12 protein-coding genes and 1 tRNA gene are annotated in these 15066 nt (G+C 53.4%); 7 read left to right on the forward strand and 6 right to left on the reverse strand.

Annotation, left to right across the window (positions count from 1 at the left end; translation table 11 throughout):
- The coding region (locus GOB86_RS00005) for an IS1380 family transposase (protein ID WP_165990361.1) at positions 1 to 906 on the reverse strand (906 nt) is incomplete at its 3' end.
- 404 nt (positions 907 to 1310) lie between these two features.
- On the opposite strand from GOB86_RS00005, the gene GOB86_RS00010 reads away from it, so the two are divergent.
- Positions 1311 to 2630, forward strand: a complete 1320-nt coding sequence (locus tag GOB86_RS00010) for an RES family NAD+ phosphorylase (RefSeq protein WP_165990362.1) — start codon at positions 1311 to 1313, stop codon at positions 2628 to 2630.
- A 560-nt stretch (positions 2631 to 3190) separates the two neighbouring features.
- On the opposite strand, the gene GOB86_RS00015 is transcribed toward GOB86_RS00010, so the two are convergent.
- Both GOB86_RS00015 and GOB86_RS00020 read right to left on the reverse strand, forming a co-directional pair.
- Positions 3191 to 4453: a Y-family DNA polymerase gene (locus tag GOB86_RS00015; RefSeq protein WP_242012358.1), complete on the reverse strand. Its 1263-nt coding sequence runs from the start codon at positions 4451 to 4453 to the stop codon at positions 3191 to 3193.
- Positions 4453 to 4836 (reverse strand): LexA family protein, encoded by a 384-nt coding sequence (locus GOB86_RS00020; protein ID WP_165990363.1) that lies wholly within the window; start codon positions 4834 to 4836, stop codon positions 4453 to 4455. The genes GOB86_RS00015 and GOB86_RS00020 overlap by 1 nt, the downstream gene beginning before the upstream one ends.
- A 74-nt stretch (positions 4837 to 4910) precedes the next feature.
- Between GOB86_RS00020 and GOB86_RS00025 the strand changes: the two genes are divergently transcribed.
- Complete coding sequence (locus GOB86_RS00025; RefSeq protein WP_165990364.1) at positions 4911 to 5726, forward strand: DNA adenine methylase; 816 nt, start codon at positions 4911 to 4913, stop codon at positions 5724 to 5726.
- Positions 5727 to 5734: 8 nt separating this feature from the next.
- Here the strand turns inward: GOB86_RS00025 and GOB86_RS00030 are convergent, their stop codons facing one another.
- The gene (locus GOB86_RS00030; protein ID WP_165990365.1) at positions 5735 to 6937 is read right to left on the reverse strand and encodes a tyrosine-type recombinase/integrase; all 1203 of its coding nucleotides are present in this window, start codon (positions 6935 to 6937) and stop codon (positions 5735 to 5737) included.
- Between the two features lie 166 nt (positions 6938 to 7103).
- A tRNA-Cys gene (locus GOB86_RS00035) sits at positions 7104 to 7177 on the reverse strand.
- Between the two features lie 195 nt (positions 7178 to 7372).
- Between GOB86_RS00035 and GOB86_RS00040 the strand changes: the two genes are divergently transcribed.
- The 5 genes from GOB86_RS00040 (at position 7373) to msrA (ending at position 13695) form a co-directional block, all read left to right on the forward strand.
- Positions 7373 to 8041: a protein-L-isoaspartate O-methyltransferase family protein gene (locus GOB86_RS00040; RefSeq protein ID WP_165990366.1), complete on the forward strand. Its 669-nt coding sequence runs from the start codon at positions 7373 to 7375 to the stop codon at positions 8039 to 8041.
- A gap of 124 nt (positions 8042 to 8165) precedes the next feature.
- On the forward strand, positions 8166 to 9605 hold the full coding sequence (locus GOB86_RS00045; RefSeq protein ID WP_165990367.1) for a TolC family outer membrane protein: 1440 nt from the start codon (positions 8166 to 8168) through the stop codon (positions 9603 to 9605).
- Between the two features lie 30 nt (positions 9606 to 9635).
- Entirely contained in the window at positions 9636 to 10262 is a 627-nt protein-coding gene (locus GOB86_RS00050) for a DUF2497 domain-containing protein (RefSeq protein ID WP_165990368.1), read from the forward strand.
- A gap of 137 nt (positions 10263 to 10399) precedes the next feature.
- Entirely contained in the window at positions 10400 to 13096 is a 2697-nt protein-coding gene (locus GOB86_RS00055) for a valine--tRNA ligase (protein WP_165990369.1), read from the forward strand.
- A gap of 59 nt (positions 13097 to 13155) precedes the next feature.
- The gene (msrA, locus tag GOB86_RS00060; RefSeq protein ID WP_165990370.1) at positions 13156 to 13695 is read left to right on the forward strand and encodes a peptide-methionine (S)-S-oxide reductase MsrA; all 540 of its coding nucleotides are present in this window, start codon (positions 13156 to 13158) and stop codon (positions 13693 to 13695) included.
- Here the strand turns inward: msrA and GOB86_RS00065 are convergent, their stop codons facing one another.
- Entirely contained in the window at positions 13696 to 15051 is a 1356-nt protein-coding gene (locus tag GOB86_RS00065; protein WP_165990371.1) for an ABC transporter ATP-binding protein, read from the reverse strand. It lies immediately after the preceding gene.
- Positions 15052 to 15066: the final 15 nt, after the last annotated feature.

The raw sequence follows: 15066 nt of genomic DNA on the forward strand, positions 1-15066 counted from the left end.
GTCAAAGGAGGCGAAACCGCGCGCAGCTCTGCCTGTCGTGGCGGCTTCGTCACGAACCTCAGCGGACAAAGAGGCAATCCGGTCATACAGGCGGGTGTTGCCTGCAAGCCCAAACAGGAAGTCAACGTGGTTGTCTTCGCACCATGTCATCAGACTGTCCCGGGCGAAACCGCTGTCCCCACGCACCAGGATACGCACCCGGGGCCAGCGGCTCCTGATCTGCTCCACGATCCGGCGGATGTCTGCCAGTGCTTCCTTCCCCGGGTCCCTGTCTGCCGTGCGCAGGGTAGCGCTGAGGAGATGGTCCCCGCAGAAGATGTATAACGGCAGATAGCAGTTATGGCCGTAATATCCATGAAAGGCCCGGCCTTCCTGATGGCCATGGATACGGTCATCGGTGGCATCCACATCCAGAACGATCCGGGCGGGTGCGCGCTCATGCTGGTCCATGAAAAGCGTCACGAACAGGGTAGCCAGGGCCTCATGATCAGCAATGATGCGGCAGTAACGATCTGCCTGCTGCCCACTGCGCTCTAGCCGGTTCAGCGTGGATTTTCCTGCCAGTGCCGCACAGTTGGCCCGGCTTCCTGACAGACGTCCCGATACCAGACCCATGACAGGATCATGACGTAAAGCGTCATGGTCATTAAGGTCTTCATAGCCCAGTGCCAGGCCCATGATCCGCTGACGGACAAGGTCTTCAACCCGGTGTTCCACAAAGCCGGGATGCCGCTTATCGCGAAAACAGGCAGCAAAGCGGCGGCTGAGACCCAGAATGTCATCAGCCTGCTTCACCAGAATGACGCCCCCATCCGAACTCATGCGACCCCCGTCAAAACGGGCCACAACACGCCGTCCACAGGAGGCTGGAAACTCATACGCGCCTGCGCTACACTCTGTCTGCATCGGGTTTTCTTATAGCTTACGAAAATTTCTTTTGTGCAAAACAGACTTTTTCATAATCTAACCCGATGTACAACCCTTCTGTGAGATTTCCGCGTCGACTGCCCGCAGCTCGCGCATGGTGTCATCGGCCATCGTCATGTATTGCACGAGCCCATCACCCAACTCCACTCGTGCTTTGCTTTCCTTCATGCGCGCCCTTCCACTGAACGAAGCAGATGAAGCCTTTCCGACTCTATCGACTGAACGCTTATTCGCACTTTGGGCGAAAGAACGGAAGGTTCAATATCGGTCGAAAATAAGTGATATCGGCCATTCATTGATTGTGCGATGTAATCAGAATTGCAATAATGAAATTGTAAATATAAAAATTCGTCAAAACATTCAGTATGGAGTATTGTCAAAAAATGTTGGAAAATTTCTCCCATTCATTGCCAGACCAAGGCTCTACCAATAAAAGCGAATCTTGGGTTTGTTCTTCTTGTATTGGCGATCAATTTCTAAAAAAAAATATTCAGGAAAATGAACCACCTCACGAATGTTCCTTCTGCGGTGCTTTGAAGCCAGCTTTAACGGTAGACGCATTGGCGGATCGGTCATTCTTCCCATTCATGGATTGCGTGACAGCCGACACGTCTTCAAGTGATGACCAATCGGGCGTCAGTCTTGATGTGGCAGTTTCCAAAATGCTTCAGAGTAGTCAGTCCGTGGCGGACGCTGTCTTGCAAATTATGAAGCAAAAGCACAGACAAGATCACATTGAGCCGTGGAAGTGGGATATTTTCGATCCCAACTATTTATATCATTTTAGAATACCTTTTTTTAGTCTACGGGAAATAGACTGGGACAGTGCATGCCAAAGTCTAAAAGGAGAGTCTCGCTTTTTCAATGAAGAAATAAAGAAATTACTCGACTCAATATTTGATAATTTACCTCAAACTGCAATTAGATTTTTTGGCAGTGACAATGAGACCCGTCTTTATCGAGCTAGGGTTGCGAACAGTGAAACGCATGCATGCGAGATGTTAAAATATCCCGCAGAGCAGTTTGGCCCACCGCCTTTAGGAAATATTTTCGGCGGACGGATGAACCCTGTCGGTATACCTGTACTTTACACAGCGCTAGAACCAGAAACTGCTTGCGCAGAGGTTCGCCCACATCTTGGTGCCACAGTTGTTATTGCTAGTTTGGCTCCTCTTCGCGACCTCAAATTGTTAGACCTCACTTCATTAGGGGACTATGAAATAGATGTGTCACCGTTTGATCCAGATGTCAGAGACAAACTGGATAGACAGTTTTTTTTGCAATATTTTTCCAAACTACTTGCTCGTCCTGTAAACCCCCAATCCGAGTCTATTGACTATCTGCCCACTCAATGTGTTGCAGATTATCTAGCAAACTCACCCACGCTAAAATTGGACGGTTTTATCTGCTCTTCCGCCATGAAAAAAGGGGGACGAAATATAGTGCTTTTTCAACATGCACTTACGATAAAAATAGATGACGATCATTTGGCCACCTCAAAGGTTGAATTTGAAGAGCCTTGGAAAGAAGACGACATCGGTAATTATGTCGTTTATCGCGGTATTGTAACTAAGAAACAAGAATTGTATCGAGACCCTTCTTTAGAATTAAAGAGCAGAGAGATTAATATTATAAATGTTTCTGAGATATCTTATTCATCTTTGAGTATCGAACCACGTTGGAAGGATGTTTCTGACGCTTAAACTTCCACATTAAGTTATCCAGATGAAAATTGGACATTTATGGCGAGAAGAGGCGGCCAAGAGGGCCTCTTCTTCCGTCAGATATCACCACACTAAGTGCCTGCTTATTATGTCGTACCGATCGAAAGGCAGTATTATATGTGACGGCGAAAGCAGTCCACTGATAGAATGCTCATCGGCGACAAAGCGTGCGAACAATATCACTAAAATATAAAAAATCTTAACGTTTTGCCACCCACCAAGTGCTTTTAATAATTTGTCTGAATATTTTGCCATAAACTTTGCCGTGTCTATTCATTATTTAAACAGATTGTAACCTTTCAAAAATATTCTGGGAAGAGAGCTTTTGCTTGCCAGATACTCAATGTGCAGATCGACTTTTATACTTGGGATGATTGATCCATCTTTTGCCTAGCTTCAGAAAAATAAATGAAACAGAGAGTTATTCATACTCTTGGTATTCACGCATTTCGGATTCTACCCTGGAGCCGAAGTAATGTCCGCTTACGGAAGTTTTTTGAGACCACATTGACGACCAACATGAGGCGAAAGCAGACATACTACCATGCCTGAGCTTCCATGATTTCCTCTAATCGTGTGGTATAGTGTGCTGAGAGCATCGCTTGCCGGGGCTTCCAGTCCCGCTTGATGCCTGCCGAGAGCGGGAACAGTGTACCGCTGCCAAACTTCTGGTTGATCCCGTCCATGGCGGCCAGAAGGCTCTCTTGCTCTGGTTTTGTGCTGACTGTGCTGAACAGGGTGCTCTGTTGTCCATGAGGTGCCAGATCATTCAGCATGACACCCGCCTTGGCATAGCGGTAGCCATTGAGCCATATCCGCTTTAGTAGGCGGGAGGCGTGTTGGCAAATGGCAAAAGTATCATTGGTCGGCTCGCAACTGATGCTGAACTGGTTGGCGTACCAGCCTTCGTCCCGCCTGTGTCGATTGGTCTGAATGAACACAGCGATGTGGGCGGCATCCTGATCCTCTGCCCTCAGTTTTTCGGCTGCCTTGGCTGCGAATCCGGTTACGGCCTCATGCATTTCCTCATAAGTGGTAATGGGGCGGCCAAAGGAGCGGGTGCAGGCCATGCCTTTGCGGGCCTCTGCTATTTCCGCTATCTGGAGGCAGCTTTCCCCCTGTAATTCGGCTTGCAGCCTTACGCCAGTGATGGCCATGATCTTGCGGATATGCGCAGGCTTTGCCTCCACAAACTGCTCTATGGTGCGCATTCCGGCATCGTGCAGTTTGGGGAGAAGGCGGCGGCCAATGCCCCAGACTTCCCCCACAGACACGTTGCGGTAAAATTTCTGGCGCGTCTGCGAATCCGTCAGATCGCACAGCCCCTCCAACTCCGGCCTGTCCTTGGCCAGCCCGTTGGCCAGTTTGGCTATGGTCTTGGTCGGTCCCCAGCCAACGCAGGTCGGCACCTTGGTGATCTGCTGAACGGCCTGGCGCATGGCCCCGCAATGGGCATGTAGCTCCACGGCAAAGCCGGAGAGGTCGAGGAACATCTCATCAATGGAATACGGCTCAACCCTCGGGCTGTAATCCAGCAAAACCTGATAGACGCGGCGGCTCATATCGGCATAGAGCGGATAGTTGCTGGAGAACCAACGGACGTCTGAGAGCTTTCGTTCATGGCGGACCAGGTGCCATGCTTCTCCCATTTTGATGCCGAGCTGCTTGGCTTCCGCTGTGCGGGCTATGGCGCACCCATCGTTGTTGGACAGCACGACAACTGGCCTGTGCTTCAACTCCGGGTCAAAGGAGCGCTGGCAGGAGCAATAGAAGCTGTTGCAGTCGATCAGTCCGTACAGCATCAGGCTTTCTCGCGCACCACACTGGTGACGTTGGCCCAGATCTCCACATCACGCGCAGGATCAACCTGAAGTGGTGGGTGCGTGTCATCGCCCGAGATCAACCACCATGCCTTGTCGCGCTTCTGCAACTCCGCCAGCAGCACACGCCCGGCCGCCCAGGCAATGACCAGTTGCCCTACCTGTGGAGAGCCTGCGGTATCGGCTATCAGAATATCCCCATCCAGAATGCCACGCCCCATAAAGGTCGCGCCACGCACGCGCACTGGGTAGCGACTAGGGTTTTTGAGGTCCAGAATCTGGGAGAGGTCAATTGGCCCTTCAACAGCATCAGCTGCCGGGCTGGCAAAGCCGGTCGTGCGATCTCCTGCATAGCGTGCGCTCATGCTTGTACCCTCCATTGAGAACGTATAGAGAACATACGAGGCGTGAGAGTCAAGATTATTGGAGGGCAAGGAGTATGGATGAGAGTTTCAATGGGAATGAGAGCGATCTGAGAGACTGCATACCTGTCTCGCCCGTCGCCCCATACTTGGGCGGCAAGAAACTGCTAGCCAAAAAGATTGTTCCATTGCTCAGGGGCATCCCGCACCGGGCTTACGTGGAGCCATTTGTGGGGATGGGTGGTGTGTTTTTCCGCCGGAATTTTGTGTCACCCTGTGAGGTGATCAATGACCTGAATGGGGATGTGGCCAATCTGTTCCGGGTGTTGAAGTGGCATTACGTACCGCTGATGGATGTGTTGCGGTGGCAGGTCACCAGCAGGGAAGACTTTGAACGCCTGCGAAAGAGCGACCCCATCATGCTGACGGACCTGCACAAGGCGGCCCGCTTTCTTTACCTTCAGCGCTTAGCGTTTGGCGGGAAGGTCAATGGGGCATTCGGGGTGGCTATCAATCCAGCGCGCTTTGATGTGCATAAGCTGGGGCAGATACTGGATGAGGCCCACCAGAGGTTAAGCCGGGTGGTGGTCGAGTGCCTGCCGTATACAGACGTAATTACCCGGTATGACCGCCCGGACACGCTTTTCTATCTGGACCCGCCCTACTATGGGAACGAAAAGGACTACAATGCGCCGTTTGCTCGCTCCGAGTTCGTGGCGATGGCGGAGCAACTGGCCCAGATCAGGGGGCGTTTTGTGCTGTCATTGAACGACAGACCAGAAGTAAGGGACATATTCTCTGCGTTTCACGTAGAGGCGGTAGAGGTGAACTATTCAATCAGTCGAAGTGAAAAGGGCAGGGGGCGACGTGGCGAGGTAATTATCACGAATTAAATGCAGACTTACCGTCTACTTTTACCCAGAAGTTCTATCGGGTCGGGAAAATTATCGAATAAAATGTCCGCCCATTCCTGAGCCAACTCCCGTTTTCTCTCTCTATGTTCAGCCCGGTTGTATGCTGCCTCGACTTGGTTCCGCGTTGTATGCGCAAGCATTTGGTCAATAACGGCACGATCTTCTGGGTGCCGTTCATTCATGATCGATGAAAAGGAAGACCGGAAACCATGCGGCACGTGCCTTCCTGCATAGCCCGCTCTGTTCAGAAAATAGCCCAAAGCATTTTCTGACATGGCCCTATGAGCCCACCGCGCATTGGGGAAAACCATGGGGCCTCGGCCACTCAGGGTCCTCACTGCCTCTAATACCTCCAGTGCCTGACGAGAGAGCGGCACAACATGCGGACGACGCATTTTCATTCTGTCTGCCGGGATCGTCCAGGTATCACCTTCCAATTCTGTCCAAGGCATTGCATGGACTTCTCCTGGGCGGACAGCCGTAAGCGCCAGAAACCGCAGGGCAAGCACTGTCACCGGATGAGCGGGAAGACTTTCTGCTATCCGCAACATCTCTTGTAATTCGGCTAAGTTAGTGATTGCCGGCATGCGCCCCTTTTTCAAAGGCGCCAGTGCTCCCTTAATTACGGCTGCTGGATCTGCATCGCCAAGGCCGCGGGCAATACCGTATGTAAAAATAGCAGATAACCTCTGCCTTACGCGCCGCGCTGTTTCTTTGGCATTGCTACGCTCAATACCTTCAATGACTGCCAAAACCATTGGCGGCGTGATCTCTGTAATCGGAATATTGCCTAAAGATGGCCAGATGAACCTTTCTAGGCTTCTCTGAACTTGCTCAAGATGAACGGCACTCCAGTTGGAGCGGTTCATGTTCAACCAGCTTTCACCTACAGATTGTAAATGGTTCTGAGCGCACGCGGCTTCCGCGCGACGTTGCTTACGCGTGAGGGAAGGGTCTCTGGATAAGCGAATTTCTGCTTTTGCATCATCCCGAGCTTTTCTGGCTCCAGCCAGAGAAACCTCGGGGTATTTCCCAAAGGAGAGAAGCTTCTCTTTCCCTCCAATGCGATACTTCATTCTCCACAGTCGGCTACCATTAGGCTGGACCAACAAATACAGCCCTTCAGAGTCGGCCAGTTTGTAAGGCTTTTCCTGTGGTTTTGCTTTACGGGCAGCGGCATCAGTCAGCATGAATACCCCCGATACCCCCGGCATGGAGATGCTACCCCCAAATATACCCCCAGAATACCTGTCATTCCCCGTCTCCCGGCATCATTCCATGTCATAAGGCACGGAGTGACAAAGCGCAGTTTTCCGCGAGGAATGTCAACAGGCGTCATTTATTTTCAAGGGGAAGTGGAGGTCCGGGCGGGAATCGAACCCACATACGCGGATTTGCAGTCCGCTACATCACCATTCTGCCACCGGACCAACGGTGTATGGTGCAAGCCTTATGTCCTTTTCTTTCAAATTGGTCAAGCCGTTGTGTTGTGCCAATTTGAAAGCAGTATGTCAGACAGACTCTCGTCTATGGTCGGCACGGGTCAATCGGGTCGATGCTTCATCAGGAGATTACGCAACATGAATGTCCATGCGGCCACGGCCATGCCTCAAGGAAAACAGTCAATGGATGCAGCCATGTACACTGAAGCGCGTAACCTGATGGTGGACGACCAGCTTCGTCCGTCAGAAATTACCGATTCGCGTATTTTGGAGATCATGCGCCACCTCCCTCGTGAGCAGTGCATGCGGCCCGACCTGCACAATGCGGCCTACGCGGATACAAGCCTGCCGCTGACACAGGGGCGTGTACTGGCACAACCCCTGTTGACCGCACGGCTTGTGCAGGCAGCCAACCCTATGCCCGGGCAGCATGTTCTGGTTGTTGGAGCCTCCACCGGGTACACAGCCGCTCTTTTTGCTCAGCGTGGTCTGGATGTTACAGCCCTCGAATCCAACCCAGATCTGGCACGGATTGGACAGGTATTCTGTCATGCACAGGCACCAGCCGTTGTCTGGCAGAATGGTCCGCTAAGCATGGGATTTACAGACACAGCACCGTACGACCTGATCTATTTTGACGGCTGCATTGCCGCATTACCCGACTTTTGCGACAGCCAGCTTGCCGCCAATGGCTGCATTGTAGGATTGCTACAGACCGGCCTGTCCCTCCCCGAAGCCTTTAGCGCGGTTAGGGAGCCGGGATATTCCAAACCATTCAGAGTGCGCTTTCTGTTCGAAGCACAGGCTCCCCTGCTGCCGGGCATGAGCCCCGAACATGCTTTTTCCTTTTAAAACCCGCCCAGAAGGTCGCCACATTTCTGACCCTCATAAACTATAAATTGGAATTTAATCTCACATCATGGCATTGAACGGTGCCGCAAGCACATTGCGGTAACTGGCAAGCAGGAGCAGCCTTATGCGGCGTATTTGCGAAACCGGCCTGAGCATGGCGGTCATACTGTGCGGCACAACCGCATGGGCGCAAAAATACGATGGAAGCGGCTCTCCTTCTTTTATCCCGCATACGTTGCAGGAATCTCTGGCCGCCGCGTATCTGACCAACCCGACCTTACAGGCCGCACGCGCCACACTCCGCGCCACGGATGAAGAGGTTCCGACAGCACTTGCTGGCTGGCACCCCACAATAACCAGTCAGGTCGGGCTTTCGTACTACAACGGGATCAATGATTATCAGGGGGTCGGCCACCCCCGCACACACGAGTCCCTGCGGCGTTACGATACACCGGGGTATTCGGCGGGTGTTGCAATCAATCAGCCCATCTATAGCGGGGGCAAAACCACCGCCGCGACCCACGCAGCCGTTAATCAGGTCATGGCGGCGCGTGCCCACCTTATTTCGGTCGAGCAGCAGGTGTTCCGGCAAGTGGTCAGCGCCTATGTAGGCGTGATTGAAGACGAACAGCTCCTGCAACTGAACATTAATAACGAACAGGTTCTGCAACAGCAGTTGCGCGCGACAAATGAGCGTTACAGGGTGGGGGAAATCACAAGGACCGATGTTGCGCAGGCAGAGGCAGCCTACGCCTCCGCACAGGCCACGCGGCAACAATCCGAAGGAACATTGCAGACCGCGCAGGCAACCTACATGCAGGTTATTGGCATGGCACCACCGCCCAACCTTGTGCCACCACAACCCCTGATACTACCGGTTAAAAACGAACAGACCGCAGCAGCACTGGCGGTCAAGAATAACCCGGACGTCATTCACGCGCTTTTTACCGAAGCCTCCCACAAGGATTCCGTAGGCGTTGCCATGTCCACCATCTTGCCTAAAGTCTCAGCAACAGTGGGCTACCAGCATCAGGTCAATCAGGCCCTGAACAATCAGATCAACGACAGCAAATATGCCGCCCTCAATTTTAATATCCCTATTTATCAGGGTGGGTCGGAATATGCTGCCGTCCGTCAGGCCAAGCAACTGGCGCAGGAAGCGCACCGCGAGGTGGACGTCGAGCGCCGCGCAGCCGCGCAGGATGCTGTTTCCAACTGGCAGAAACTGGTCACTTATCAGGCATCCATCGCCAGCAACCGGATCGCGATCAAGGCGGGAACAGTCGCGCTGGGCGGTGTGGAACGGCAGGCCATGGTTGGCACCAGCACAACGCTAGCCGTGCTCCAGCAGCAGGAGACTCTTTTGCAGGCGCAGGTCGCTCTTGTGCAGAGCCTGAGCAACATGGTCATTGCCTCTTACAACGTGGCCGCAGCCATTGGCCGCTTGACCGCAGCCGATCTAAAGCTGAATGTTCCCCTTTATGATGACAAGGCATACTATAACGCGGTAAAGGATCGGTTATGGGGGTTGAGCGACTATGCGCTCAACCAGCCGGGTCGATAATGTTAAGCCAGAAGTAACAGGGATGTTTGTATGGTGTCGCCTCAGGACTCATCTGAAGAGACAGGTAAATCAGTAGCGGATACCCTCTCTTCCATTCGGCAGGTACTGCATGATGAGCACCTTTCGGCTACAGCAGAGCATGCCTCGGAGCCACAGGATGATCCGGACGAGGACGAGGATGTGCTTGTCCTGTCCCCATCCATGATGGACTCTGCGCAGCCGGGAGAAAAAGACGCTCCCGCTGCCCCCACCAGCACCACGGATGCAGCCAAAGCAGGCAGCAAAGCCGATCTTGTGCAACCGCGGGCCGTGGATCATGATGAAGTATTATCTGTAACGGATCTCAGGCAGATCGAACTCAACAAAAAGGCTGAACATACCATGTCTGGTCCATTGCCCATCCCCTTGAATGACGAAACGGTTTCCGATACCGCCAACTCGTTTGCTGTTCTGCAGAAAAACCTGCAGGAAAAATATCTTAGAGAACATGAGGAGAGAAAAGTGGCTGTCACGCATGAAGGGTCTCTGACGGTTGAAGACATCGTGCGCCAGGAAGTGCGCGTTTTCCTCAAAAAATGGCTTGATGCCCATCTGGCGAACATTGTGCAGGCTGCTGTACGCAAGGAAGTTGAACGCCTGACGCAGCGCGGTCTGTAAGGTTTTCTTCCATTCCGCCTGCGTGTTCCCACGGGTATCACCCGCAGGCGGAATGGAATCCTGTGGTCTGTTAATTGCTCTGCAAAGGCGGGGGCTAGATGCCTGCCGCCTTTTTTACGTGGCGTGGTTGGATAAATATGCTGAACAAGACTTTTGAGCCTGCACAAACAGAAAAACGGCTGTACGAACTATGGGAAAGCAAGAAGGCTTTCTCTGCCCAGCCAGCAAGCGGCAAAAAACCTTTTACCATCATGATCCCGCCACCCAACGTTACTGGCACACTCCATATGGGCCATGCGTTGACCATGACCTTGCAGGATACCCTGATCCGCTGGAAACGCATGCAGGGGTTTGACACCCTGTGGCAGCCCGGAACTGACCACGCGGGCATTGCCACGCAGATGGTTGTTGAGCGCACATTGGCGGCAGAAGGTAAAACCACCCGGCAGGATATGGGCCGTGATGCCTTTATTGAACGCGTGTGGCAGTGGAAAGAGGAATCGGGTGGCGGCATTACCCGCCAGCTACGCCGCCTTGGCGCATCGCTGGATTGGCCACGTGAACGCTTTACCATGGACGAGGGCCTGTCCCGCGCGGTGAAAGAAGTTTTTGTCTCCCTCTACAAGGACGGCCTGATCTACAGGGACAGACGGCTTGTTAACTGGGACCCGGCCTTCCGCTCCGCCATTTCCGATCTGGAAGTCGAGAGCAAGGATGTTGCTGGCAATCTGTGGTACATCCGCTACCCGGTTGAAGGGCAGGGCGATGCAACCATTACCGTTGCCACAACCCGACCGGAAACCATGCTGGGCGACACGGCAGTTGCCGTTCACCCCGAAGACGAACGTTACAAGAACCTGATTGGTCAATTCGTCCGCCTGCCACTGACTGGACGCCTGATCCCCATTGTAGCGGATGAACACTCCGACCCGGAAAAAGGGACAGGTGCTGTCAAAATTACGCCTGCCCACGACTTTAATGACTTTGAAGTCGGCCGCCGCCACCAATTGCCCATGCTCAGTGTTCTGGACGAGCAGGCCCGCATTGTACTGGACGAAATCGCAGAAGAACTGAGCGCGCATGAGGGGCTGGCTGACCCCGCTTTTGTTCACGCACTTGCTGGCACCACGCGTGAGGAGGCCCGCAAGGCCATTGTAGCCAAGCTGGAAGAAACCGGCTGGCTGGAAAAAATTGAACCTCATCGCCATCAGGTTCCCCATGCGGAACGGGGTGGAGCGGTTATTGAACCCCGCCTGACCACCCAGTGGTATTGCGATGCAGGCAAACTTGCAGGGCCCGCCATCGAAGCCATTACATCTGGTCGGGCAAGCTTTATTCCCAAACAGTGGGAAAACACTTTCTTTGCATGGATGCGTGATATCCAGCCCTGGTGCATCTCCCGCCAGTTGTGGTGGGGACATCGTATTCCAGCATGGTATGGCCCGGATGGGCACGTGTTTGTCGCCCATGACGCAGACGATGCACAAAAGCAGGCTCAGGCTCATTACGGCAAAGCCGAGCCCATTACGCAGGACGAAGACGTGCTGGACACGTGGTTTTCGTCCGCCCTATGGCCATTTTCTACCCTTGGCTGGCCGGACAAAACACCCGAACTGGACCGATATTACCCAACGGATGTTCTGGTAACAGGCTTCGACATTATCTTCTTCTGGGTCGCCAGAATGATGATGATGGGTCAGCACTTCATGCATGATGTGCCATTCCGCAACATCTTCATCCACGGTCTGGTGCGCGACGAGCACGGGCAGAAAATGTCCAAAAGCAAGGGCAATGGGATTGATCCGCTCGAACTGATCGAAGATTACGGCGCTGATGCCATGCGCTTTACCATTTGCGCACTCACTGGCATCGGGCGGGACGTCAAACTCGGTCGCAAGCGGGTCGAGGACTATCGATCCTTTATTACCAAGCTCTGGAACGCGGCACGCTTTTGCGAAATGAACGGTGTGCGCGCACCTGTCAATTTTGACCCCACTCAGGTCAGTTCCCCACTGGGCCGCTGGATTTTGGCCGAAGCGGCAACAGCTATTGCAGATGCAACCCGTGCGTTGGACGCGTATCGTTTTGATGAATACGCACTGACCTGCTACCGCTTTGTGTGGAACCGCTATTGTGACTGGTTCCTTGAATTCGCCAAGCCGGTCTTCAACTCCGACAACGCTCAGGAGGCGGCGGAAATCCGCGCCGTTGCAGGCTATGTACTTGGCGTGATCCTGCGCCTGCTCCAGCCTGTTGTGCCATTTGTAACCGATACGCTGTGGCATGAATTCGGCTTTGGTGAGGAAGGGAGCCTGATAGCTGCGGAATGGCCACTCCCCATAGCCCCCACAGGTGCTGACGAGGCCATGGCGGAATGCGAACAGATTATTCGCCTGATTACGGAAATCCGTACCGTCCGGGCGGAAATGAACGTTCCACCATCGCAGACAGCTCCGGTTCTGCTCAAGGATGCAGCCCCCTTAACGCTGGAGCGTATCGGACGGTGGCAGGAAGCCATCTGCCGTATGGCCCGCGTAACACAGACCAGTTCACTCGCGGGCGATATTCCCAAAGGTTCCGCTCAGGCTGTTGTCGATGAAGCCACCGTGATCATTCCGCTCGAAGGGCTGATTGATCTGACGGTTGAACGTGAACGCCTTAAAAAAGAACTCTCCAAAGCTGAGGATGAGGTCGCCAAGACAGAAAAGAAACTTGGGAACGAAAACTTTGTCAGTCGCGCTAAACCAGAAATCGTGCAGGAGATGCGGGATCGTCTGGAAAGCCAGCAAGGTGAATGTGTGCGGTTAAAAGCCGCCTTGTCCCGTATAGCCTGAGCAAACCGGCCCGCCTTAAACGCACAAAGGCGGGGCCGCCTGATTAAAGGAAGATACGCATGGCGGAAACAGCAGTACTGGGTGGGGGTTGCTTCTGGTGCCTCGATGCCGTTTACCGCCAGATGCGCGGCATAATCTCCTCCACCCCCGGTTATGCAGGCGGTGCGACTACGCACCCAACATACCAGCAGGTCTGTTCAGGGCAGACGGGACATGCCGAGGTTGTTCTGCTGGAATACGACCCAGCCATACTGGACTACCGGCAAATTCTGGAAAGCTTTTTTGTACTACATGACCCAACAACCCTGAACAGACAGGGGCATGATGTTGGAACTCAGTACCGATCTGTTATTTTTTATACCTCAGAACATCAGCGCGATATTGCCCAAGAGGTCATCCAGACCATAACCGATACCAATGTGTGGGGAGCCAGACCTGTAACCCAGCTTTTACCGCTGGATAAGTTCTGGCCTGCGGAACCTGAACATCACAACTACTATGCCCAACACCCCAATGCGGGGTATTGTCAGGCAGTTATTGCACCAAAGCTTGCAAAGGCACGGCAGGCGCTCGGTGCATGGCTACAGCCAGAGGCATAATTATTCTCGGCTATCGTCTGGCAGAAAAAAACGATCGCTTTCTTCATCATAGTCGAACAGTTCCGCAAAGCGGGTCCAACCAATAATGGTCTGGAGTGTCTGTCTGGCATAATCGGGCGACATACTGGCCTCCAGTTCGTCCCTGAAGCGTTCAGCTTTAACGCTATGTGTGGGGCGCTCATCCAGCAGGGCGCAGATCATTTTAACCAGCGGCACATGGTGCCGGAGCGCATGCCCCATTATGGCTTTGCGCTCATCCAGATCACTCAATACAAAATGAACGCCTTCGTTGGTCAGAAGAATGTCTCCATCCTCCAGTTCCGCCAGAGCCAGCAGTTCCAGAGATTCCCCTAACGGGAACAGATCATCCAGTTCGAGTTGAAGTTTTTCCGCAAGAACCGGCAGATCCGCCCGACCGTTCAGCGGTGGTCCGGCCAGAGCCTCCATCATACCGATCATCATGGTGATCGACACTGGAACCAACGCCCTGAAGCCCGGCGCCATGGAAGACGCCGCTGTGGCACGGTGCATCAGATCTGCTTCCGAGATAATCGGAGCACGCTGCGTCATCAAGGCATAAATATGATCGACCAGTTGACGAAAAGCTGTGTCCTCACGATTACGTGGATGAGGGAAGGGGACTGGCAGAACATGGGCAATACGCCCCGGATTGGAGGAGGAAATCACAATCCGGTCACACATCAACACCGCTTCTTCGATGTTGTGCGTCACAATTAACATACTCTGTACGGGAAGTTTATTGTCCGACCAAAGCTCGACCAGGTCGGTTCTCAGGTTCTCCGCTGTCAGCACATCCAGCGCGGAAAATGGCTCGTCCATCAACAGGAGCGCAGGATTAACAACCAGTGCCCGTGCAAGCCCCACGCGCTGCTGCATCCCGCCCGAAAGTTCCTTGGGCCATGCGTTCTCATAACCACCAAGACCGATCAGATCGATCGCACTTTCCACCAATGTATCACGTTCTGCGGCGAGAACGCCCTTGGCGTCCAGACCAAGGGCTACGTTTTCTTCAATCGTCATCCAAGGGAAAAGTGCAAAGGACTGGAAGACAATGGCGACATCCTGCGTTGGGCCTTTAAGAGGCTCGCCCTTCCACAGCACCTCGCCCGATGTCGGCGGTAGCAACCCTGCAATAATCCGCAAAAGGGTGGATTTTCCTGACCCCGAACGCCCCAGAAGTCCAACAATCTCGCCTGCATGGATGGTCAGATTCACATCGTCCAGCACCTGCACATCAGCCGTGCTGTCTTTATGATAAAATTGCCGGACATTGCGCAGTTCCGCCAGAACTGTCTGTTGTGACGCATTACGCCCAGTTTGAGAGGGAAACACCATTTCAGGTTAATCCGT

The organism is Acetobacter lambici (genome assembly GCF_011516885.1).
Lineage (GTDB): Bacteria > Pseudomonadota > Alphaproteobacteria > Acetobacterales > Acetobacteraceae > Acetobacter > Acetobacter lambici.